This window comes from Burkholderia sp. BE17, from assembly GCF_009362305.1.
Lineage (GTDB): Bacteria > Pseudomonadota > Gammaproteobacteria > Burkholderiales > Burkholderiaceae > Burkholderia > Burkholderia pyrrocinia_C.
Window position 1 is genome coordinate 1 of sequence record NZ_WHNU01000022.1, and the last position, 19,908, is coordinate 19,908.

Genomic DNA, 19,908 nt, shown 5'->3' on the forward strand with positions numbered 1-19,908 from the left:
CGCAAAGGTGACGGCGAACCCGGTGCGAAAGCTATTTGGCTCGGACTCAGAGACGTTCATGTCGCGGCCAAAACCTTACGAGCGTTACGCGCCAGCGGTGACGCCGACACTTCTGTATAAGACGATGCCTTAAGCCCGGTGACATCGTGTTCTGGCGACCACGGCACACTGGCGTAGTGCGATGTCCAAATACTCATTGGCACGTCGGTATCGCCGTCGGTGACGGGCGGACAGTCGACAATGACTGGTGGTCAGGGAAGCCGGAGGAACATTCCGTGAGCCGGCTCTGTTCGGCATTCGCCTATGCTCGTCGCGCACCGTGAACGAGTGTGCAGACTCAGAGAGCGTCGCCTGAGAAGGGAGCCGCGGCAACCAACGGCGTGGCGTCCAGCGGCTGTCATGCCGGCGCACGATTCTAAATCTATTTAGACAGACCGCCTGTCATGTCAGTCGCAGCATGGGCGAAGTAAAGCTCCGGGCAGAGTGAGGAACTTCATGAATAAGCAGAACGAGTTCAGCGCGGCGCATCCGTAATGCAGGTCCGTTCCTTCCCAGCGATTCAACTCAAAAAAATCTAAGACACATATAACCACCCCGAGCAAGGCCAGCCAAGGCCGCTCCGTCGATGCGATCACGCTTCGACGCACTTCGCTCAGGAGGTTTCGTGAATCTCTCTCTCCACACCGCCGTGCTGCTCGGCCTGACGCTCGCGCTCGTCGCGATGTACGCGCTCGGCTTCTACTGGCTCGTCACCCGGCAGGGAACAACGCTCCCGCAGCCGCGTGTCACGCCCTCGCCCGCGCTCACCGCCGCTGTCTACCGGTCGCGATCCGGTCCCGGCGACAGCGACGAATGGGGGGCGTTCGCGCCGCATACCGCGCGATCCACCATATCGTTTTCCCGTTCCGACCGTCAGCTTGATCCGCACGTTCAGGCGCGCGAGCGCTGGACGCGTCGGCGATATTGCCGGATGCGTGGCGGATTCCGCGGTCCGCGTGATCTTCGACGCGAACGTGACCGACTTGCCGCAGTGCCTGTCATGCGCGCAGGCATGCCGCGCGGAACATTGGGCACCTCGGCCCGCTCCCCTTTGCGCCCGTTCCAGCCAACGTGAGCCACCTGTTGCGGTCGCGCGCCACGGACCCGATCCGTGGCCTCGCCGGCGCACATGCGTGCTGGCGCCTTTATTCCAATTGCAGGAGGCTTTCCATGATGACTTCCCCGCTCGAACACCTCGCCGCGTTCGCGCTCGCCTTTCTCGGCGGCGCATTGCTGGCCGCGAGCCACTGCCTGTATGTCAGCCGTGTCCGACTCAAGGCTGCATGCCATGCATAACCACCGTCCGCACCTTCCCTTCGATGACGACGATGAAGACGAGGAGCCGGCCTGGCGATCGGCTCTGAACCGCCTTCATCAGACGCGGGAGCCGCCCGAGCCAGATGAACCGGAACCGCCTCGCTACCGGCCTGGCATGGACGATCTCTTGCATCCGTGTCCGTCTTGCGAGTCGTTTCGCGTCGAGCAACGCCACATCGCACGCCGCATCTGCAGCGCCGTCGGCGCAGCAGCAGGCGCGACGAGCGCGATCACTGCCTCGCTGTCAGGTGCCGAGACGGGCGCCGCCATCGGCATGCTCGGCGGTCCTGTCGGTGCCGTATGCGGCGGCATCGCCGGCGCGATCCTGGCTGGGCTCGTGGCCGGAGCGGCCGGCTGCGCAACGGGCGCGGCACTGGGCGAAGCCCTCGACCTGAAGGTCCTCGACAACTGGCGGTGCCTGGCTTGCGGGCGGGTCTTTACTGTCCGTCCCAACTGACGCTTCGTCTCGTTTCATTCCGTTCATCATTCCGCCCGGCTCATGCCGGGCACTATGCCTCTCATTTAAAAAGGAGTACCAAAAATGCATCTTGTTCAATCAATGGCGTATGCCGGCGAAGAACCCTGGCATGGCCTCGGCAATAAACTTGCCCCTAACCAGCCCCTCGAAGTCTGGAGTAAAGCTGCGGGCATGGACTGGAGCATTGAAGAGGCTGAAGTGCGCTACGTCGCGGCCAATGGCGGCTCGCCGTTCGGCGCGATCCACGCCTTTCCCGAGCAGAAGGTCCTCTATCGCAGCGATACGAAGATGCCCCTATCCGTCGTGTCGGCACGCTATCGGATTGTGCAGCCGTCTGAGATTTTGGAGTTTTACCGCGATCTCACCGAAGTCGGCGGGTTCGAGCTGGAGACAGCCGGCGTGCTCAAGGAAGGCCGCAAGCTGTGGGCGCTCGCCCGCACCGGCCAGAGCGCGACACTCAAGGGCAAGGACGAGGTGAACGGCTATCTATTGCTGGCAACTGCCTGCGACGGGACGTTGGCGACTACGGCCCAATTCACGTCAGTTCGTGTGGTCTGCAACAATACGCTGCAAATCGCGCTGGGAGACAGCACAAGCGCGGTCAAGGTGCCCCACCGCTCGCAGTTCGATGCGGCCGCCGTTAAGCGCCAGCTCGGCATCGCGATCTCGTCATGGGACGCGTTCATGGCACGGACCAAGGCGCTCGCCGATCGCAAGGTATCCGACTCGACCGCCGATGCGTTCCTGCGGCGTGTGCTCACCTATTCGGCCACCAATGTTGCGGATCGCGACGCTCTGGCCGTCAACGAACGCGCGATCAAGGCAGTCGGCCAGCTTTACGCCGGCCGCGGCAAGGGCGCGGATCTCACGTCGGCGTCCGGTACCGCGTGGGGTCTTCTCAATGCGGTGACCGAATATGTCGACCATCACCGTCGCGCCCGCAGCGACGATCACCGACGCGACGCCGCCTGGTTCGGCCAGGGGGCAACCATCAAGCAACGTGCCTGGGATGAAGCGCTCAAGCTCGTCGTGTAGTTTCTTCCGTTTTCCCTTCAACACCGGCCCGGTCAGGTTCGCCTGCCGGGCCTTGCCATTTTTGGAGGTGCCATGAATGCAGTCCAACCCGGCGGGCCACGCACGCGCCGGCCGGCGCTGAAGCTCGTCAAAACGCAGGAAGTGAGCCGAGACGACTGGCTTGCTGTTCGTCGTACCGGCATTGGCGGGTCCGATGCGGCCGCCGCCGTGGGTCTCAATCCGTACATGAGCCCGCTGGAACTCTGGCTCGACAAGACCGGGCGCGCGGACGGTATGCCCCGCCCCGATCCGAACGATACAACGTCGCCGACGTATTTTGGGACGCTGCTCGAACCCATTGTCGCGGCCGTCTATACCCAGCAAACCGGCAACAAGGTCCGCAAGGTCAACGCCGTGCTACGACATCCTTCGATTCCGTTCATGTTGGCGAACATCGATCGTGAGGTTGTCGGCGTGCGGGATGTGCAGATTCTTGAGTGCAAAACCGCTGGCGAGTTCGGCGCGCGGCTCTGGCGCGAAGGTGTGCCGGAGTATGTACAGATCCAGGTCCAGCACCAGTTGGCCGTCACGGGCAAGTCTGCCGCACACGTCGCCGTGCTGTTGTGCGGACAGGCGCTGGAAGTTCATCGGATCGATCGGGACGATGCGTTGATCGGTCGGCTCATCGAACTCGAAGCGCGCTTCTGGCGATTCGTGGAGACCGACACGCCACCACCCGCCGATGGATCGGAATCGGCCGATCGCGCGCTGCGTCACCTGTATCCCGGAAACGGCGAAACGATCGACTTCAGCGACGACGCGCATCTGTCATCCGTGTTTGCCGATCTCGTCGCGGTGCGGGCCGAGATCGAAACACGACAGCAGCTCGAAGCGCAGTTCAAGCAGATGATCCAGGAGGCCATGGGTGACGCAATCCGGGCCGTATTCGAGACCGGCTCCGTGTCGTTCAAGCGTAGCAAGGATTCGTCCGGGGTCGACCTGGCTCGACTGTTGGCCGATCACCCCGAGTTCGAAATGCAGTACGCCACCTCGAAGCCCGGTTCCCGGCGTTTTCTCGTTTCCACCTGATTCCAGTTCTCCATGACGAACCTCGAATGCATCACCGAAATCATGACGTTCTCCCGATACGGCGCGCTCGCGCAAGCATTCGTGATGGATGCGCTGAGCAAGCACGCCGAGCGCGTTGCCACCGCGCCTCCTGAAAAGTTGCAAGAGCAATTCGGCATTCACCCGCTCATCAGCGTTCACGCCTGGCAGGGCGCCGCTCGCGAAATTCACGACAAGCTCGAAGCCCACTTCGCTCGATAAGCAATGCGGCACACGCAATTTCTACCCCCGCTTCATCCCCCTCTGTTACGTATACAGGAGAAGTCTTATGCTGAAAGGACTGAGCATCACTCCACCAATCATCGGCCGCATCTCCATCGGGCGCATTGTCGAGAAGAACGGCAAGCGCCTGCCTGAGAAGGACGACCAATTCACGCTCACAACGCAAGTACAGCAACGCGGCGAATGGATGTTGCACCCGCTGAACGAAACGCTGCGCAAGGCGACGTCAGGCAAGCTGCGCGCGATTCCGGTCCGCGTGCTGTTCAATGATCCGGACTTGAACCTCCGGTCGGAATATTCCTTGTTCGACCGCGACACCGGACGGCCCGTGTGCGTCGGCAATGGCGAAACGTGTCGTCGTGTAACGGACGCCGGCATCGAGGCCCTGCCCCGCCCCTCGCCGGATGGCTGCACGTTCGGCCGTCAGGGCAATTGCAAGCCCTATGGACGCTTGAATGTCATTGTCGGCGACGATGACGAGATGGGGTCGTTCATCCTGAGAACGACATCCTACAATTCGATTCGAACGCTGGCCGCCCGTCTGCAATACTTCCGTGCCGTATCGGGCAATCTGCTCGCCTGCCTCCCGCTGGAACTGAAGCTGCGTGGGAAGTCGACTACACAAAGCTTTCGGTCAGCCATCTACTACGTCGACCTCGGTGTACGTTCAGGAAGCAAGCTCGAACAAGCGTTGATCGAGGCAAAGGAACTGGATGCGCGCCGACGGACAGCCGGATTCGATCAAGCTGCGCTCGACGCCGCAGCGAAGCTCGGGTTCGCCAACGGTGCATTTGAGGATAGTCCCGATGAACAAGAAGCCGTCGCGGAGGAGTTCTATCCCGAGCCGACGCCGAATCGTCAGAGTGCTGGCGATGGAGGTGCCAGTGAGACGACCGGAACGCCACCGTCGACCCTGCGAGACAAGCTCGAACGCAAGGCCGTGCTGCTCGGCGCCAAAGCGACATGAGTTCGGGTCGCTTGGCGGTCGCCCTGGCGATCGGCGCGACCTCCACTGCGCTCTGCCTGTCGGTGCTCGCCGGGTGGCAACGCGGTGGATCGCTCTCCGAGCGGCTCGTCTGGGTCGCGATTGGCCTGGTGCTCGTCGCGAGCGCGCACCTGTTACCCGCACTGCTCCGGAATACGCCGATCGTTGTCCGCTGTGTAGGTAGCGTGTTATGGGGCACGTGTTTGGCGACGGCTTGCTTCGGTCACGCGCAGTTCTTCGTGATAGCGCAGCAGCATGCCGGGGAGCAACGCGCGGCGGCATTGGCAGTACCGACACCGTTACCGTCGCGTAGCCTGGCGGCCGTCATGACGGAGCGCGCGAGCATCTCCGCGCAACTCGCCACGGCGAACGCCCGTTACTGCGTCGGAAATTGTGCAACGCTGGACGCGCGCCGTACGGCACTCGGTGCGCGACTCGATGCGCTGAACACCGAAGCCGATGAGTTGCGGCGCCAGCAGGCTGCTGCGGATCGAGTCACGGTACAACGTGACGCGTTACGCGTCGATCCAGTCACGTCGCGACTCGCCGCGTTACTCAGTACGACCGCGACCAGGATCGATCTGCTGACGGGGCTCACGTTCGCTGCCGTGCTCGAAGGCGTCGCCTGTCTGCTGTGGACCGTGGCGCTTCGGTCGCCGTTACCGAGCCCGTTACCCGTCGTGACTGACGTTTCGCCGTCAGCAGTCACGGCAACGCCAGCCGTGACTCCACCTGCCGTCGCGCCAGTCACGGAAACGGCTGACATGACTCAGCCGGTAGTCATGCCCGTCACGGTGAGTCACGACGACGAGACCGTTAGTCGCAATTCCGTGGCGCCGAGTCACGACCGGACGACCGGCGGTCATGCGCCACGCGACGCCCCGATCACGTCGTTACCGGCGGCTCCCATTGACGACCACCTGTCACGACTCCTCCGGGATGTCGCGGCCGGACTCGTCCGTCCCACGGTCGCGGATATACGCCGCCATCTGCGCGTTTCGCAATCACGCGCAGCGGAATTGCGTCGTCAGCTCACCGAACACACCTCAGCGGCATAGAGCCGGGCCTCGCGCCCGGCTTTTTCTTGTTGCCTCATTCCACTTCATTTCTGTCATGCGCCATGGACTCGACCGAACTCGTTCCAAGCATCAGCATCGCGAACCTCGCCAATCAGCGCGTCGCCGTCATCGAACGCGTGCGCGCCGCTCTCGACCTGCTCGGCGAAGCCCAGCAGCTCGCCAAAGCTGCACATCTCGGCTTCCCCCGGCTCGTCCTTGATGAAAGCTACGGCTGTCGTGGTCGACCGACCGTGACCGGGGACTACGCGAAACGCGACGAAGCCGAAGCCGCGATCGTCCGCATAGTCGACATACGCGGCTGGGATTACCTGCTGTCGGAATCGGGCTTACGTACCTTCATGGACGCGAAAGCCCGCGAACAATGGAGCAATCAGATTGCCGAAGGCGACGTGCCTGAATTGACCACCGCCAACATCGAAGCAACCTTCGCACAGCTCTACGGCGCGCGCGGCGACATGTTCGAGCGCGGCGTGTTGCAGTGCTTCCGGCGACTGTCGTGGGACTACAAGACCAATCAGCCGTTCAAGTTCGGTAAACGCATCATCGTGCGATACCTGCTCAGTTCCGGTTCCCCGAATTTCCGCGTCACCAACGAACTGGACGACCTGATTCGGGTCTTTTGCATCCTCGATGGCAAGCCCGAGCCGGACCATCGGCACGGCGCGTACAGCCTCGTTTCTGGCACCAGGCAGGATCGTCGCAGCGAAGCTGAGCACGACTACTTCCACCTGCGCTGGTTCAAGAACGGGAACGGCCATCTGACCTTCAAGCGCGCCGATCTGGTCGATCAAATGAACAAGATCCTCGCGAAGCATTACCCGCACGCGCTCGCATCCGAGGCGCAGTAGTGCCGGGACGCGTCCTGCGTCTCGTCTTTCCCCCTTCAATTCAGCGAAATCGGTATCCGGTCCATCCGGAGGCCCGTGCTCGTCCATTACCCGGAGTCTGTTGTGAATCTGCCCTCCACCCACCACGCCGGTCCGCGCTTCAAGCTCGGCCGGATCTTCGCAACGCCGGCTGCACTGGAAGCCCTTGGCGACGCGCGTGTCTCGATTATCGATCTGCTGATCCGTCACGTTCGTGGCGACTGGGGCGACCTCTCCGAATCCGATCGCCAGCAAAACGAGTTGTCGATCGACGCAGGGCTACGCCTGCTGTCCAGCTACGTCCTGCCCGGCGGGCAAACCGTCTGGGTCATCACCGAATGGGATCGGTCCTCAACCACGTTCCTGTTGCCGGGCGACTACTGACATGTTGATCCAGAAATTCCATCCGAACGTCCGGCTCGGCCAGCAACCCAACATCGCCGACTCGGGTAATCCGCTCTTCAGCCGACAAGGACATTGGGACGGCGGCAGTAGTCTGCATTGCGTCGCGATGGCGCTCGCGTTGCTCGGCAAGCTGACCGATCCCGTGTACCTGCCGTATCACGCGAGCGGCACCGAACGAGCCGTATGGGACCATGCATGGCGCCAGTATCTGCACGGGCTCACGCTGTCGGAACTGGCGAGCTTCGTGGCCGAACTGAACGTGGGCGTGCAGCCGACGATCCGCTCCGGACAGGATGACGACATTCTGCGCTTCGGCTCCCGCGAACTGCACGCTGGTCGACCGGTCGTCGTCGGCTGGCGACAACGCCATCTGGTGAAGTGGCACGCTGCGCTAGCCATCGGCGTTGAGGGGCACCAAACCAGAAAAGCTTTCGAACCATGCGCGCTATTGCTGCTCGATCCTGCCGGGGACGCGCCAGGTCTGTCGGGATTCAATGCCCGTCTCGAGCGGCATGCCAGCGAACAGGTTCGCTATCGATCTCCGGCCGCCGCACGGGCGGTCACGCTCGAAGGCGCCGTATCGATCCGCCCCCTTGTCGACACAACCACCGACGTTAGGTGATTGGCTCGGGCCGCAGCCACCCGACGGCAATGGATTCGAACTGCCCCACGTAAGAGAAGGTGCTGCAAAAAACCCCAGCGACAGCAGGACCGTGGCCGGGGTAAGAGACCGTCCGTACTCAGGCACGAGGTGGACGTAGAGGTAGTCTAGGATTCGGCCTCTACCCACCAAATAGTGGAAAACGATCATTTAAAACGACGATTAAGTCGAATTGAGAACGAATCCTATCCCGACAACGGCCATCGCCGTCAACGAAGCCGCTGGCGCTTGATCTCGGGCGGCGTCGCAGCATTCGCCCGGCGCTCGCCGGTCGGCTTCAGCGACACGCCGTCCAATGTGGCGAATAGCTCCGCCAACGTCACGTTCAGCGAATAGCAGATGTTCGCAAGCGTTTCGATCGATGGGTTCGCGATGCCCCGCTCGATGGCTGAAATGTACGTGCGATCGACGAGCGCTTCGAAAGCGAGCGTTTCCTGGGACTTTTCCGCCGCATGCCGGCATTCCTTGATCCGCTTGCCGAGTGCAATCGAGATCGGAGCTGGGCGTGCAGCGGGTGTGGTTGAGCGCTTGGCAGTCATGGCGTGCAGGATGCCCACCCGTCGACTGATTCACGACGCTGTATACACTACGTTACTAGAAGTGTTTACTCTACAATCACACCGCCGTTGATTTCCGATAAGTGCCATTGACCTCTGCCGCTACGCGACCGAGTGAATCATCACGCCCCGATTTGTAGAGTAAACACGACAAAACACACGGTAGCTGACAAAAACAACCATGACCAAAACCCTTTCAGCACCGGCCACGGCGGCGGCCGGCACGCTCGTCTACCGGCCCGACATTGACGGCCTGCGCGCCGGCGCTGTGCTCGCCGTCGTGCTGTTTCATGCCTTTCCGGCCGCGCTGCCCGGCGGCTTCGTCGGCGTCGACGTTTTCTTCGTCATTTCCGGCTATCTGATCACCGGCATCCTGCTGGCCGATCTTGATGCAGGCCAGTTCTCACTCGGTCACTTTTACGCGCGGCGGATGCGCCGAATCTTCCCCGCGCTGGTCGTCGTGCTGCTCGCCGTCTACACCATAGGTTGGTTCACCCTCTACGGCGACGAATATCGTGAACTTGGCAAACACATCGTCGCCGGCGCCGGATTCGTGTCGAACTGGGCGTCGTGGACCGAAGCCGGTTATTTCGACCTGGCGGCAGAAGTCAAGCCGCTGCTGCACCTGTGGTCCCTCGGCGTTGAGGAGCAGTTCTACATCGCCTGGCCGTTCGTGCTGTGGGCGGCGCAAAAGGTGAAGCGGATAGGCTGGGCGTGCGCCATCATCGGGCTCGCCTCCTTCACTGCCAATGTCGCGCTCATTTCCGATCACCCGTCGTCCGCGTTCTATTGGCCCTTCACGCGCATGTGGGAATTGCTGGCGGGTGCAGCACTGGCGATCGGTGCTGGTCAGCTCCGGCCGGTTACTCGCAAATGGGCCAACATACTGTCGGCCGGTGGCGCTCTGATGTGCCTCACCTCGTTTGCGGTGCTCAACGCACGTGCCGCTTTTCCGGGCTGGTGGGCGCTCATGCCGGTCAGTGGAGCAGTTGCGCTCATCGCGGCCGGTCGAGACGGCTGGGTCAACCGACGCGTACTTGCTCATCCGGTGCCGGTGTGGCTAGGCAAGATCAGCTACAGCCTGTATCTCTGGCACTGGCCTCTGCTGTCGTTCGCGTTCATCGTAGCGGGCCGGACACCATCGCCAGCGGTACGCGGTGGCCTGCTGGCCATCGGCGTTGCGTTGGCATGGCTAACGACCGCCATCATCGAACGCCCAATCCGCTTCGGACCTGCGAAGCGCTGGAAACTCATTGCGCCGTGTCTGCTGATGATCGGGGTCGTCTATCTCGGCGGCATGACGTACGTGCGCGGTGGGCTCGGCTTTCGCAAGGGCTACAGCCCGGATGCCGACGTGACGACTGCCAAGCTCGGCGCGGGTCATGAGTTCGTCAACGCAATGTGCGGCGTGTCGCCCGACGAACAGCGATTGTTTCCGTTCTGCGCGACCGACAAGCGGGTGCGCTCCCATTTCGCCGTGTGGGGCGACAGCAAAGCCGACGCGCTGTATTGGGGACTCGTACGTGAATCGGCACCCGGCGAAGGCTGGACGTTGATCGCGCGTCCGAGCTGCGCCCCGATGGCGGGCGTCTGGCGCACGTCGTCGAATGCTGGTGACGATCCGGCGCAGTGCCGTGACGCCAACACCGTCGCGCTTCGCATGCTGCTCGATACACCGGAGCTGAAGACGGTCGTGCTCGTCATGACGGATCGCGACGTCATCGGCCTGACCTTCGCCGATCGCGACCAGACCGCGCCCCGTCCATCCGCAGCACTCGACGGGCTCGACCAGGCAGTGACGGCACTCGAGCGCGCTGGCCGGCGCGTCGCGCTCGTCCTCGATAACCCGCGCCTGCGCGATCCGCGCCAGTGCATGGACCGCCGCCCGCTCGCGTGGCCGCTCGTTCGACAGGCGCTCGGCGTGACCGATATGAGCGCGGCACAGCGCTGTGCGATCAGCTATCGCGATCACGTTATCCGCATGGCACCGTTCGCCGCCCTCGTTGACGAGCTGAAGCGCCGCCATCCTGCGCTGCTCGTCTACGACCCGGCGAGCGCGCTTTGTGACAGCCGCCGCGACACCTGCCCGATGACAAGGGAGCGCCAGTACCTCTACAGCTACGGCGATCACCTGTCGGACTACGGAAACGAACTCGTCGCAAAACAGTTCCTGCCGCTGCTGCGCCCGTGATAGCGCCATGCCGCCTTCCGTTCGTCCCGCTATTTCGTGTCTGGTTCTGGCACACACCCGCCTCGGATTGCCAGAACCATTTCGTCGGCCGGTTCGCCGGTCGGCGCTTTTTATTCAGCATGCTGCGTCAGCCAAAACAATCGATGCATCTTGGTTTGGTGACGCGGCCAGTTTCCATCCGTTTCCCCTCATTGCCTTCCGCTACAAGGAGCATCACCCATGAATACCTGGCACTATGAAAAAGATGGTCAACGCCTCGGCCCCGTCTCCAACGACGAAATGCGCCGTCTGATTCAGGAACGCGCCATCACCCGTGGCACCCTCGTCTGGAAACAAGGCTTCACCGACTGGCGTGCGCTCGGTGATACCGAACTCGCTCAACACCTCGAAACCACAGCTTCGCCGCCCGCTTTGCCGGCCGCACACATCAGCAACGTCGTGATCTGGTTGCTCGCCTGCGCGCCCCTCATCGGCATGGCGCTGGAGGCCATGATCGGCGGAGCGCGCTCTCCCACCGACGAACTCGCGGGACTGGCGGGGCAGATCGCTGTCAAGACCGGCCAGTACTGGTGGGTCACAGCCGCGCTCAACATCGGATTGGGCGTCCTCGACGAGCGGCGTCTCAAGCGAGCCGGCGTGGATACGTCGCGCTTCGGGAATATGGTATTCATCGTGCCGGTCTATCTCTGGAAGCGTGCGAAATCGCTTCGCCAGACCCCGTCGTACTTCTGGACCTGGATCGCCTTGTTCGGCATCACGCTGCTTGCCGCAGTCTGAACACACCGCCCCGAAGCGGCGGGCTCGTCCATCACGCCACGATACCGAATCCATGTCCGACGCACGGCCTTGTCCGTATGGCGGCCCGCCCTCCGGCCGCGTGCCGGTGGCGACCGCCGGTGCCTCGTTGCTTCTCCTAGCCAGCCATACCGCCAGCGCCGACGAAATGCCACCGTGGGGCCGAGCCCGCGCCCAGGAACTAGTCGATGCGCTGCTCGCGCTTGCCGCCAGGCATGGATTTGCTCAGGCAACCGCGCTACGCGAGAAGCTGACCACCGATCTGCGCGCCGGACTCAACCTCCACCTGGCCACTGACGCTTTCCGGCATATCCCCACGCCTGAACTGCTCAAGGTGATGGTGGCCATCGAACAGCGCGCGTTTCTCGGGTTACCGAGCCATACGGAGGACCCGGCAATGGAACCCGCACCGGCACGCGAATAGTAGAGCGCGGTCCACACCGCGCGCTCCCTACGACGCCTTCTCAAGGAAAACTCTCATGCACAAAACCGTCATCGCCATCGCTCTCGCCCTGTCGTCCAGCGCAGCATTCGCTGTCCATACCTGCGACACCATGCCGACCAAAAACCAGCGGGAGAACTGCTGGTCAACTTTGATCGGCAACTATCAGGCCGAAGCCGACGAATATGTTTTCGCTATACAAGAATCGAAAAAGGTTCCTGCATCCGTAAAGCGGAAGGTAGAAGCCAAGCGCCAAACCGTGGCAGCGGAGGCCAATCGCCAGTGCCCGAAAGACAATCTGGGCTACCCTGAGAATGCGTGCTACATCGAGCATTTCCAGCAGTTCAAGGATTTCGTCTACAAGGAAACCTCGAAGTATGGAGTTCGCGACCAGCGCTTGAATTGAACGATGGGCTTCCCAGAACAACATCATGAGAAGGTTTACCACAATCCTCAGGCGTTCATGCAAAGCCGGGGCATCCGGCCGATGTAAGCGATAGCGGCATAAAGGGCAGAGTGGGCAGACGCCCACTCTGCCCGCTGCCTGCATGTCCTTCTTTTTTCTTACAACCCGCCAGCCCGGCAGCTCAGCCGTCCTCGGCATGCCCTGACGCCTTGCTATTCGCCGTAAGTGCGAGAGCCGCAGCGTATTGCTGGTCCCACGTCGAAATCTCGCTCGCGGACAGGCGACCTTGATCGTCGCCGGCACACGATCGCAGGACGGGTTGATCGCCACCGTTTGCGTGATTTTCGCATCGGCAAGTTCGGCGTCGGTCACCGGCCGCACGATCCACACCTGGTTCACGACACCCGCAACGACCGCCTGACCCGGATCGGTGTTGACCGTTGGCTGCGCCGCGAGGCAATACGGTACCGACGTATCGTTCGGGGCCGTGCCTGCTAGTGCAGCGTGTCAGGGAAGTAGAAACGCTTCATGGCTCATCCCACTTTTACGATCGACATATAGCCCTGCAACGCCAGCGGCGTCTGATTCTGCGAGCCCAGCACCTTCGCGAAGCCCATCCAAAGCGGGTTGCTGCCCCAACTCTGCACGCCGCTCACGCGCAACGAACCGAGTACGTCGGAAATCGAAGCACTGCCTACCGGCGCGTCCGGATACTGCTGTACGGCGTACTGGTAGATGCCCGGGAATGCATAGTTCTGCCCCACTGCGAAAGCCATCTGCGCCGGTAACTGATACGTGTCCGTTGCCGGCGCAAGAATCTTGGCGCTACCAGTTACGACGTAGACACCGGACGGGATGGTGATCGTGCCATCGGCATTGGCTGTGTACTGAAAGCCGTTGCTCGCACCGACACCTACGCGAAAATCGATCTGATACCAGTTCCCCATGTCGATGCCGCGACCGCCATTCGCTTGCGCGGAGTGGCCGAGCTCAATTGTCAGCACCGGCAGGATACCGTGCGGCGCCGCCAGATTGGTGAGCCGGCTACCATCGATGGCGGGCAGTCTGCCGTTTGCATCGAGCACGACAACGTCGCCGGGTGCCGTCCCGATCTGCGACTTTGGAATCAGTGAACTGACCGCAGCATCGAGCGCAGTCTTCGACATCAGCACCGCGTCTTTCACATTGGAGAATGGATTGGTCATGAGAGTCCCTCTGATATGGACGTTGAATCGTTCATATCATTGGGCCCAGTTTCGCCGACGCTCCCAGAGCCAGATATAGTTGCTGCGATTTGTGGCTTTCCTCGCTTGTCAGGCTCGAAGCCCCCCCTGCGGTGAGAATCTATAGTGCGATATCCTGACAATTTTTCAGGTTCGAGCACGTGCAAAGCAGAATTGAATTGCAATTCAAACTCGATGCGTATTACAACCATTGCCTCCGCGAGGCACAGGCGTGTTTTTCCAGGCATCTCGACGTGCTCTCCGCACCGCTCCTTCTAAACGTAGCTGACGACTACCTCAATGCCGACGTCCGAATTATGTTCGTCGGGAAGGAAACCAACGGTTGGTGGGGGAGCTTGCGCAAATTTTACGAAACTGCGGACGCCGTTGCCGCGGTGCGCGCGCGATATGTGGAGCAATTCCACAGACCGACTGGCCACAGCAGATTTCTGCGCATCACCAAGCTGCTTGCCCATGAACTTGCCGGCGCCAAGCGAAGTGCGATCTGCTGGAACAACCTCATGAAAATGGATTGGGATAGAGGGCGCGGTTTCTCGCGGAGTTCGATCGAACACTCACCTGAATTGTTTGAGTTGTCAACGAGAATGGTCCGACATGAAATTGATCTTCTCAAACCGAACGTAATCATTTTCGGAAGCGGACCTGCGTACGATCGGGCTATCAAAGCCGTCCTTCCGGACCGCACGACCATAAGCGTCGAGCCCCGGGCGCTATGGCACTTCACGGCCGGTGATATCCGGTGCTACAGGACGTATCACCCCAACGCCCGTGATTCGTCGGCTGCGAGACCGATCGGCCACTACTATGCAGATATCGTGGCAGCGATAAAGTCGAACAGGGCGTGCACCGCGTGAATCGGGGGCCCCTATCCAAGCGGCATGACGACGATTATCCTCGCCCCCTCGCGGGGGCAGCCGCGAGCCTCTCGATCGACTTCACGCCAGCGATCATTTTCGCTTTCGCCGATGAGTTGGCGGAATGGACCACAATCTTTGGCGGCGTGAATCCGAACAAAACAACAGCCTCCTCAATCCAGCAAATCACGTCATAGCCTGTCCCGATCTCGTCGTTGCCCAAGTCATGGTCAAGGCTCAATTCCTCCACTTGACCTGTCTTTAGCATCGCAATAACCTCCGCCGGCCAATACGCCCGGACCCAGCCGGCCGGCGTCTCACGCTCATCATCGAGAAAAACTTTCATGTTTCGGTTGACCTAGAGGCATTGAAGACTCGCTATCGTAACGCCGCATGCCGAATCAGATCTTTGATCCAGGGACGTGTTCACGGGGTGGCAATTTGCGCTCCAATTTGCTGTGCAGACGCGCCTTCTCCTTTCGAGAACGATTCTGTTCCAGTTCCTCCGTCTTTTCCCTGTAACCGTCGATGACCTTCTGGGGCCAGCCCCGCTCGATACCGGCTGCAACCTGCTTGTCGATCTGTTTCCTATTCAATGCGTACCTCGTCGTGTTGTGATCGGCGACTATAGCAGCCGCCTCCCACAAGGCACACAGGGCAGGCGGGAACGAAGTCAGCAAGCGCAAGCCTTTCTCAAGAGCCACGGTGATGAGGCAGATAGGGATGGCGTGTTGGCGATCACGCATCACTTGTTCATGCTCGCCCCATCGTCAGCGTCCGAGCCCTGGCCGTCGGCTTGATCCGAATTCCCTGTTCGTCTTTCGTGAAATACCCGACCAGGTATTCGACGAGCCTCGCCATCTGCACCGGCTGACTGCAATCCACCGGATCAATTGCCCACTTTCCCTGCGCCATCAATTGAACCCGGTCCGAGCGCTGATGGCAGTCGTATACTAAGCCTTGGCCGTTGGTCACGTTGCGCCAGCGCTCCCCGATACGGTATTTCAGCTCGAACAGTTGGGCCTGCGTTACCCGGGCGGCATCGAAGAAGAATACGCAATGGAAATGGTTGGCCCGATGCCTGCCACCTTGCTCCAGCTTGCAGATATGGCCGACCATCGAATCAAACAGCACGCGATCCGCACCACGACGGTTTCCAAAGAAGCGATCCCGGTCCGCCATTGCCGCCGCAGCGTCAAAACGAGCACGCGTCTCAGGCTGGCCGTGTCCAATCGACAAGTTCGACGACACTGGCATCCATACACCTTGCTCCGACACCGCCCAGTGCAGCCGCTGCATCGCATCGCAGTCGTCGGCAGCGTAGTGGGCGTAATACAGGTCCATCCGCACCGGCAATAGCACCCTGTAAAGCCCCTGCAACGTGCCCAGGTAGCGGCGAACCGACGCCTCCTGGTCATCGAGGTTGCCTCGCCAATCCGACAACCACTTCCTCACACCTCGACGCACCGCCTCCATCCGCAAATAGCCTACGAAATCGTTGTACAGGCACGCCGCAAGCGCCTGGTCAATCACCACGGTCCCGCCGTACCCGTAGACTTGTGCCAAGGGATGCCGCATGAAGCAATCAAAGAAGAGCTGCAAATCCGCGCTGTACACGTACCCCGGCCAGTACACGTCTAGCCACTGCCCACACAAAGGCAAGAAGCCAGACAGGTTTCGGTAACCAGGAACGCCAATCGGATTACGCACAGCCTGCTGACGCCCGCCTTGATACCGAATGTCAAACGGGATCTGGTTCGTCTCCAGCACCGAATCCAGAAAGCTCTCCAACTGCCTCAGCAACTCCGCGTATTCACCGATCTCCCAGTACCTGACAAATCCCGTAGGCGCTGTGTAGTCCCACAGCGCACCCCCAGTAAAACCGAACTCCCCAAACATCTTAAATACCTGACTCATCATGGATCTCCTTATTGGACATCTCATAGATGAGTCATGTAAATTTTCTCCGGAGCTACGCCTCTCGAATCAAGTGCATAAGAGGCGGAGTCAATGGCTGCTCCACCTCAATGATAAGCGGAGCACCCCAAGGACAGTCAATGGGCTATGCTGGATATAAATCCAGCACACCAAAGACCAGCTATCAACGATTAGAAACAAAATACTAAAAACAACTAGATACCAATAGATACTAAATACCAAAGACTATCTTAATATAGTAGAGCCACCACAAGGCAGCCACAACCACACACTAAAATAATCAAAATACATCGGATCTCACGGATAATTATCCGACCAATTCATCACGAATCAATCTATTCAGCATGGATTGAATCATTACCGAATTATCCCGAATCTCATCACGCACTGCGTGACTCTGCATTACTGCCACCCGTGACCGCCCGTCGCGTGACTGCCGCAGCCCGCTACTGCTACGGCGTGCGTTACCCTCAAGCGTGACCAAAGTCACGCACACACGCCTCACTCAGGAATGACAGGCTACGGCGCGACGTACTTGGGGCGCTTCCTTCTCTCATGCGTCACCTCAGAGGGTCCGCGCTGATTCCCTCTGCCAGGCTTGGTGAATCCACGACCGGTCTGCAGATCGCTTTTGCCAAAGCGCCTCGTCTTATCCTTGCGCAAGGTCGGCGACACCCCCAGCCGCCTACGAAGGGCTGCCGAATACACCATCGTCAAAGCCGCCGCCCGGAGATTCTGTGCTTCACGACTGTGCTCCTGCACCAAGCCCACAAACTCATACGCCGACGAAAGCGGGCCGTTTTTCTCTACCTCCCACTCTTTCACGGCTTTCCGGTATGACCGGAAGGTCATTCCATTGAGTCGACGGTAAGTTGCTCCTTCCCCAGCGAAATATTTCCACAAGGCCCCGATGTGATGGGCAATTTCAACCACCTCTGCGCTACGTCTGGCATCAAAAAACATCACCAGATCGTAGTGCACCTTAATGTAGCTTGGCGGGTCATTTAAATCGACATCAGGCAACTTCTGCCGGAACGTTGCGCCGTAGCTCTCCTGCATCACCCAGAAGTATCCAGTTGCCCCGTTCAGAAGCGCGTCATTACGTCGATCCGTAATCAGGCGGGAGAACGCCTTCTTTATTTCCTCGTCGACATGATCCGCCGCCTTTTTTTGCGGAATCGACAGCCTGACAGCCACAACCGCCTGACTCTTGTTGTGATGAAGCAACCCATCGATCAGGGCGTTAACACTATTGACGCGATTCTTCAGCCTTGTATTTTCACGAGCAACCTTTGACCGATAATCGCTCGCACTCACAACTTCCGCGATTTTATCGAGAATCGAGTTGAAACGTTCCGCGGCACCCCAGAACTGCTTCGCGAGAATCTTTGCCGTTCCCTCGTCCGAATCCCCAAAGCGCCCGTCAAAGAGCAAGTCCGGGAAATCAGCGGGGCAGACAACCTGCAGCGCCTCCCGAGCTGCGTCAATGCTGGCGCAGTACCGGCTATTCCGGTAATACGGAATCGCAAGCAGATTATTGAGCTCACGCAACGCCGTGTAAATCGACGATGCAGTTTCGTTTTTTGCGAATACCCAATCCACAACCTCTTTTGTCCAGGGGATTTCATCGGGATGGCGTTCCAGCGTAAATTTTGCCCCCTCAAACGACGGCGATTTCCAGCTGCGCTCGATACGACGGACCACCTGGTCGACCCAGAACAGAACCAGCTGGGGCGTTTTCCACACAAATTTGGCTGGCACGAGCGACGCGCGTCCCAGTAGAGGGGGATAAGCCTCGACTGGCTCAAGATGCGACACATGAGCAAACGCATCCATCCGGGCATTGAGCCCTTTGAACGGCCCCTTTTCATTTGCCTTTCCCACCGCCTCCTCCCGATACCGTGATCACTCCGCCCCTGCCTCACGTTGGCAACTTGCACACGGAGCTGCGCACGCAGCGTGGCCCTCCGGTACCGAACGCACCGCCCAGAAGCAGAACGGCAGCAGCGTACCCTGAAATCCGTGGTATCGGCAAACTGCCCTGCTCATAGTCCATCAAATCCTTTTTGCTGGTTGATCTAGCATCTAAGTCTGCTAACTCTAACCTTGAAAACGATCTGAAGCGCCAAGCCGTATTCGAGACGGATTTAGACGGAATATTGCGGAATGAGACAGACTGACGATCGGTCCGGAAGCACCCGGGATCGATGGGTTACGATGTTCGTCGTCAGCGAGAGGAGTGAGGCAGGAAGATGTAGGAGGGACGCGTCACGACTTCGTGAACGGTTTGGGACGAAGGAGCGATGTAAGCGTCTTGAATGGCTGGGAACCGGGCTTCGCTTGGTCTAGGGCTGGCTGTGGATCAGCTCGCCATTGCCACGACCGCCCGTTTGGGCGCTTGAACGGCGTGAATCCGTCGACAACGATTCCTCGGCGAGCGTACTTGTTCAGCGTTTCGGGCAGCAGCTTCATGAGCCCTGCGACTTCCTCGGTCGTGAAATAGCCGCGTGTCGCTGGCGTCGTGTGCAATGGTTGACGCCCACGCGGCTTCTTCTGCCTGGTTACCGGATTTGCCTTCGCGATTGCATCCGCTTGTGCCAGCTGATTCTCTTTCCGCTTGGTCAGCGATTCAATGATCACTGGCTGACCACTCAATCGATCACGCAGTCCATTTAGCAAGGCAAACGGAACAAGCGCCGGGACTGGTAAACCGAGCGCATTTCCGATAATGAGCAGCCACTGGAGTTCCTGGATGGAATCGAGCGTAAAGGTACGAAGCGATTCATCCAAGAAGCCTGGCTCATCCGGCAGTCGGCTCTTCCGAAGCGTCAAAGGCATTGCTTGAATCAGCAACTCGACCATTTCGCGAGGACTGGCCGCTTCCCTACGATCAAGTCGATAAAGAAAGCCCTTCATCACCGCAATATCAGCAGGCAATAACCCGCTCGAATCGAAAGGCATTCCCTTTTCGATAAAATCCCGCGAATCCGGCTCATTCGCAGATTGACCTTCGCCCCTGGAATCGGGAATGAAACCAGCGCAAAGCATTGCCGTTTCTTTCACCGTCCATTTTGGCTTGGCGAGCCATTCCGACAATATCGGATTCACGCGCTCGTAAAAATCCAGAACGACATCGATCGAGCATGACGCGTGATCCATAAACCAGCCCCTCCTTAATCGCATCTCATTTCAACCGATCCAGACGACGGCAAAAATAGGAACCCAGCCAATGGCTTAATTCCGATATCGTGAAAAACTACAGGCGGATGCCGAGGTACGTTGTAAAT

General features: G+C 60.0%; 25 protein-coding genes. 18 read left to right on the forward strand and 7 right to left on the reverse strand.

The features are described 5' to 3' along the window. From GD429_RS41150 to GD429_RS19655, 12 genes are all read left to right on the forward strand, one after another. On the forward strand, positions 1-120 hold a 120-nt coding region (locus GD429_RS41150), incomplete at its 5' end, for an IS4 family transposase (protein ID WP_227791616.1). Positions 121-664: 544 nt separating this feature from the next. After that, positions 665-1,114, forward strand: coding sequence for a hypothetical protein (locus GD429_RS19610; RefSeq protein WP_152859125.1), 450 nt, complete (start codon positions 665-667; stop codon positions 1,112-1,114). Between the two features lie 95 nt (positions 1,115-1,209). Continuing rightward, positions 1,210-1,335 (forward strand): hypothetical protein, encoded by a 126-nt coding sequence (locus tag GD429_RS41640; protein ID WP_265334683.1) that lies wholly within the window; start codon positions 1,210-1,212, stop codon positions 1,333-1,335. After that, positions 1,328-1,813 carry a hypothetical protein gene (locus GD429_RS19615; protein ID WP_152859127.1) on the forward strand — a complete coding sequence of 162 codons (486 nt, stop codon included), beginning with the start codon at positions 1,328-1,330 and terminating at the stop codon, positions 1,811-1,813. The genes GD429_RS41640 and GD429_RS19615 overlap by 8 nt, the downstream gene beginning before the upstream one ends. Positions 1,814-1,897: 84 nt before the next feature. Continuing rightward, a complete protein-coding gene (locus GD429_RS19620; RefSeq protein ID WP_152859129.1) occupies positions 1,898-2,869 on the forward strand; it encodes a DUF932 domain-containing protein in 972 nt (323 codons plus the stop codon). A 72-nt stretch (positions 2,870-2,941) separates the two neighbouring features. After that, positions 2,942-3,937, forward strand: a complete 996-nt coding sequence (locus tag GD429_RS19625) for a YqaJ viral recombinase family protein (protein WP_152859143.1) — start codon at positions 2,942-2,944, stop codon at positions 3,935-3,937. 12 nt (positions 3,938-3,949) lie between these two features. Beyond that, on the forward strand, positions 3,950-4,177 hold the full coding sequence (locus GD429_RS19630; RefSeq protein WP_152859145.1) for a hypothetical protein: 228 nt from the start codon (positions 3,950-3,952) through the stop codon (positions 4,175-4,177). Positions 4,178-4,244: 67 nt separating this feature from the next. Continuing rightward, positions 4,245-5,165, forward strand: a complete 921-nt coding sequence (locus tag GD429_RS19635; protein ID WP_152859147.1) for a phage capsid protein — start codon at positions 4,245-4,247, stop codon at positions 5,163-5,165. Further along, the gene (locus GD429_RS19640; protein WP_152859149.1) at positions 5,162-6,241 is read left to right on the forward strand and encodes a hypothetical protein; all 1,080 of its coding nucleotides are present in this window, start codon (positions 5,162-5,164) and stop codon (positions 6,239-6,241) included. The genes GD429_RS19635 and GD429_RS19640 overlap by 4 nt, the downstream gene beginning before the upstream one ends. Positions 6,242-6,303: 62 nt before the next feature. Then, positions 6,304-7,110 (forward strand): DUF4942 domain-containing protein, encoded by an 807-nt coding sequence (locus GD429_RS19645; RefSeq protein WP_152859151.1) that lies wholly within the window; start codon positions 6,304-6,306, stop codon positions 7,108-7,110. Positions 7,111-7,212: 102 nt separating this feature from the next. Continuing rightward, positions 7,213-7,512, forward strand: a complete 300-nt coding sequence (locus tag GD429_RS19650; RefSeq protein ID WP_321574733.1) for a hypothetical protein — start codon at positions 7,213-7,215, stop codon at positions 7,510-7,512. Position 7,513: 1 nt separating this feature from the next. Further along, complete coding sequence (locus GD429_RS19655) at positions 7,514-8,155, forward strand: hypothetical protein (RefSeq protein ID WP_152859153.1); 642 nt, start codon at positions 7,514-7,516, stop codon at positions 8,153-8,155. Between the two features lie 248 nt (positions 8,156-8,403). Here GD429_RS19655 and GD429_RS19660 read toward each other — a convergent pair whose 3' ends face one another. Further along, positions 8,404-8,733, reverse strand: a complete 330-nt coding sequence (locus GD429_RS19660) for a helix-turn-helix domain-containing protein (protein WP_152858642.1) — start codon at positions 8,731-8,733, stop codon at positions 8,404-8,406. Positions 8,734-8,932: 199 nt separating this feature from the next. Between GD429_RS19660 and GD429_RS19665 the strand changes: the two genes are divergently transcribed. The 5 genes from GD429_RS19665 (at position 8,933) to GD429_RS41645 (ending at position 13,006) form a co-directional block, all read left to right on the forward strand. After that, positions 8,933-10,942: an acyltransferase family protein gene (locus GD429_RS19665; RefSeq protein WP_152859154.1), complete on the forward strand. Its 2,010-nt coding sequence runs from the start codon at positions 8,933-8,935 to the stop codon at positions 10,940-10,942. 219 nt (positions 10,943-11,161) lie between these two features. After that, the gene (locus GD429_RS19670) at positions 11,162-11,719 is read left to right on the forward strand and encodes a DUF4339 domain-containing protein (protein ID WP_152859156.1); all 558 of its coding nucleotides are present in this window, start codon (positions 11,162-11,164) and stop codon (positions 11,717-11,719) included. 52 nt (positions 11,720-11,771) lie between these two features. Continuing rightward, positions 11,772-12,161, forward strand: coding sequence for a hypothetical protein (locus GD429_RS19675; RefSeq protein ID WP_152859157.1), 390 nt, complete (start codon positions 11,772-11,774; stop codon positions 12,159-12,161). A 55-nt stretch (positions 12,162-12,216) separates the two neighbouring features. Beyond that, the gene (locus GD429_RS19680; protein WP_152859160.1) at positions 12,217-12,585 is read left to right on the forward strand and encodes a hypothetical protein; all 369 of its coding nucleotides are present in this window, start codon (positions 12,217-12,219) and stop codon (positions 12,583-12,585) included. 286 nt (positions 12,586-12,871) lie between these two features. After that, positions 12,872-13,006 (forward strand): hypothetical protein, encoded by a 135-nt coding sequence (locus GD429_RS41645; protein WP_265334684.1) that lies wholly within the window; start codon positions 12,872-12,874, stop codon positions 13,004-13,006. 112 nt (positions 13,007-13,118) lie between these two features. Here GD429_RS41645 and GD429_RS19685 read toward each other — a convergent pair whose 3' ends face one another. Beyond that, positions 13,119-13,790 carry a hypothetical protein gene (locus tag GD429_RS19685; RefSeq protein ID WP_152859162.1) on the reverse strand — a complete coding sequence of 224 codons (672 nt, stop codon included), beginning with the start codon at positions 13,788-13,790 and terminating at the stop codon, positions 13,119-13,121. Positions 13,791-13,987: 197 nt separating this feature from the next. Between GD429_RS19685 and GD429_RS19690 the strand changes: the two genes are divergently transcribed. Next, entirely contained in the window at positions 13,988-14,683 is a 696-nt protein-coding gene (locus GD429_RS19690) for a hypothetical protein (protein ID WP_152859164.1), read from the forward strand. 34 nt (positions 14,684-14,717) lie between these two features. On the opposite strand, the gene GD429_RS19695 is transcribed toward GD429_RS19690, so the two are convergent. The 5 genes from GD429_RS19695 to GD429_RS19715 all read right to left on the reverse strand — a co-directional run bounded on the left by GD429_RS19695 (position 14,718) and on the right by GD429_RS19715 (position 19,780). Beyond that, a complete protein-coding gene (locus GD429_RS19695; RefSeq protein ID WP_152859166.1) occupies positions 14,718-15,029 on the reverse strand; it encodes a cyclic-phosphate processing receiver domain-containing protein in 312 nt (103 codons plus the stop codon). Between the two features lie 55 nt (positions 15,030-15,084). Further along, complete coding sequence (locus tag GD429_RS19700; RefSeq protein ID WP_152859168.1) at positions 15,085-15,429, reverse strand: hypothetical protein; 345 nt, start codon at positions 15,427-15,429, stop codon at positions 15,085-15,087. A 7-nt stretch (positions 15,430-15,436) separates the two neighbouring features. Further along, positions 15,437-16,603 (reverse strand): inovirus-type Gp2 protein, encoded by a 1,167-nt coding sequence (locus tag GD429_RS19705; RefSeq protein ID WP_193727145.1) that lies wholly within the window; start codon positions 16,601-16,603, stop codon positions 15,437-15,439. 537 nt (positions 16,604-17,140) lie between these two features. Then, positions 17,141-18,505, reverse strand: coding sequence for a hypothetical protein (locus GD429_RS19710; protein WP_152859172.1), 1,365 nt, complete (start codon positions 18,503-18,505; stop codon positions 17,141-17,143). Between the two features lie 384 nt (positions 18,506-18,889). Then, a complete protein-coding gene (locus GD429_RS19715; RefSeq protein WP_152859174.1) occupies positions 18,890-19,780 on the reverse strand; it encodes a hypothetical protein in 891 nt (296 codons plus the stop codon). Positions 19,781-19,908: the final 128 nt, after the last annotated feature.

What these genes read in the sequence shown, in the direction of transcription:
- GD429_RS41640 (WP_265334683.1), top strand. Translation starts at nt 1,210, where the DNA reads ATGATGACTTCCCCGCTCGAACACCTCGCCGCGTTCGCGCTCGCCTTT.
- GD429_RS19615 (WP_152859127.1), top strand. Translation starts at nt 1,328, where the DNA reads ATGCATAACCACCGTCCGCACCTTCCCTTCGATGACGACGATGAAGAC.
- GD429_RS19620 (WP_152859129.1), top strand. Translation starts at nt 1,898, where the DNA reads ATGCATCTTGTTCAATCAATGGCGTATGCCGGCGAAGAACCCTGGCAT.
- GD429_RS19625 (WP_152859143.1), top strand. Translation starts at nt 2,942, where the DNA reads ATGAATGCAGTCCAACCCGGCGGGCCACGCACGCGCCGGCCGGCGCTG.
- GD429_RS19630 (WP_152859145.1), top strand. Translation starts at nt 3,950, where the DNA reads ATGACGAACCTCGAATGCATCACCGAAATCATGACGTTCTCCCGATAC.
- GD429_RS19635 (WP_152859147.1), top strand. Translation starts at nt 4,245, where the DNA reads ATGCTGAAAGGACTGAGCATCACTCCACCAATCATCGGCCGCATCTCC.
- GD429_RS19640 (WP_152859149.1), top strand. Translation starts at nt 5,162, where the DNA reads ATGAGTTCGGGTCGCTTGGCGGTCGCCCTGGCGATCGGCGCGACCTCC.
- GD429_RS19645 (WP_152859151.1), top strand. Translation starts at nt 6,304, where the DNA reads ATGGACTCGACCGAACTCGTTCCAAGCATCAGCATCGCGAACCTCGCC.
- GD429_RS19655 (WP_152859153.1), top strand. Translation starts at nt 7,514, where the DNA reads ATGTTGATCCAGAAATTCCATCCGAACGTCCGGCTCGGCCAGCAACCC.
- GD429_RS19660 (WP_152858642.1), bottom strand. Translation starts at nt 8,733, where the DNA reads ATGACTGCCAAGCGCTCAACCACACCCGCTGCACGCCCAGCTCCGATC.
- GD429_RS19665 (WP_152859154.1), top strand. Translation starts at nt 8,933, where the DNA reads ATGACCAAAACCCTTTCAGCACCGGCCACGGCGGCGGCCGGCACGCTC.
- GD429_RS19670 (WP_152859156.1), top strand. Translation starts at nt 11,162, where the DNA reads ATGAATACCTGGCACTATGAAAAAGATGGTCAACGCCTCGGCCCCGTC.
- GD429_RS19675 (WP_152859157.1), top strand. Translation starts at nt 11,772, where the DNA reads ATGTCCGACGCACGGCCTTGTCCGTATGGCGGCCCGCCCTCCGGCCGC.
- GD429_RS19680 (WP_152859160.1), top strand. Translation starts at nt 12,217, where the DNA reads ATGCACAAAACCGTCATCGCCATCGCTCTCGCCCTGTCGTCCAGCGCA.
- GD429_RS19685 (WP_152859162.1), bottom strand. Translation starts at nt 13,790, where the DNA reads ATGACCAATCCATTCTCCAATGTGAAAGACGCGGTGCTGATGTCGAAG.
- GD429_RS19695 (WP_152859166.1), bottom strand. Translation starts at nt 15,029, where the DNA reads ATGAAAGTTTTTCTCGATGATGAGCGTGAGACGCCGGCCGGCTGGGTC.
- GD429_RS19700 (WP_152859168.1), bottom strand. Translation starts at nt 15,429, where the DNA reads ATGCGTGATCGCCAACACGCCATCCCTATCTGCCTCATCACCGTGGCT.
- GD429_RS19705 (WP_193727145.1), bottom strand. Translation starts at nt 16,603, where the DNA reads ATGATGAGTCAGGTATTTAAGATGTTTGGGGAGTTCGGTTTTACTGGG.
- GD429_RS19715 (WP_152859174.1), bottom strand. Translation starts at nt 19,780, where the DNA reads ATGGATCACGCGTCATGCTCGATCGATGTCGTTCTGGATTTTTACGAG.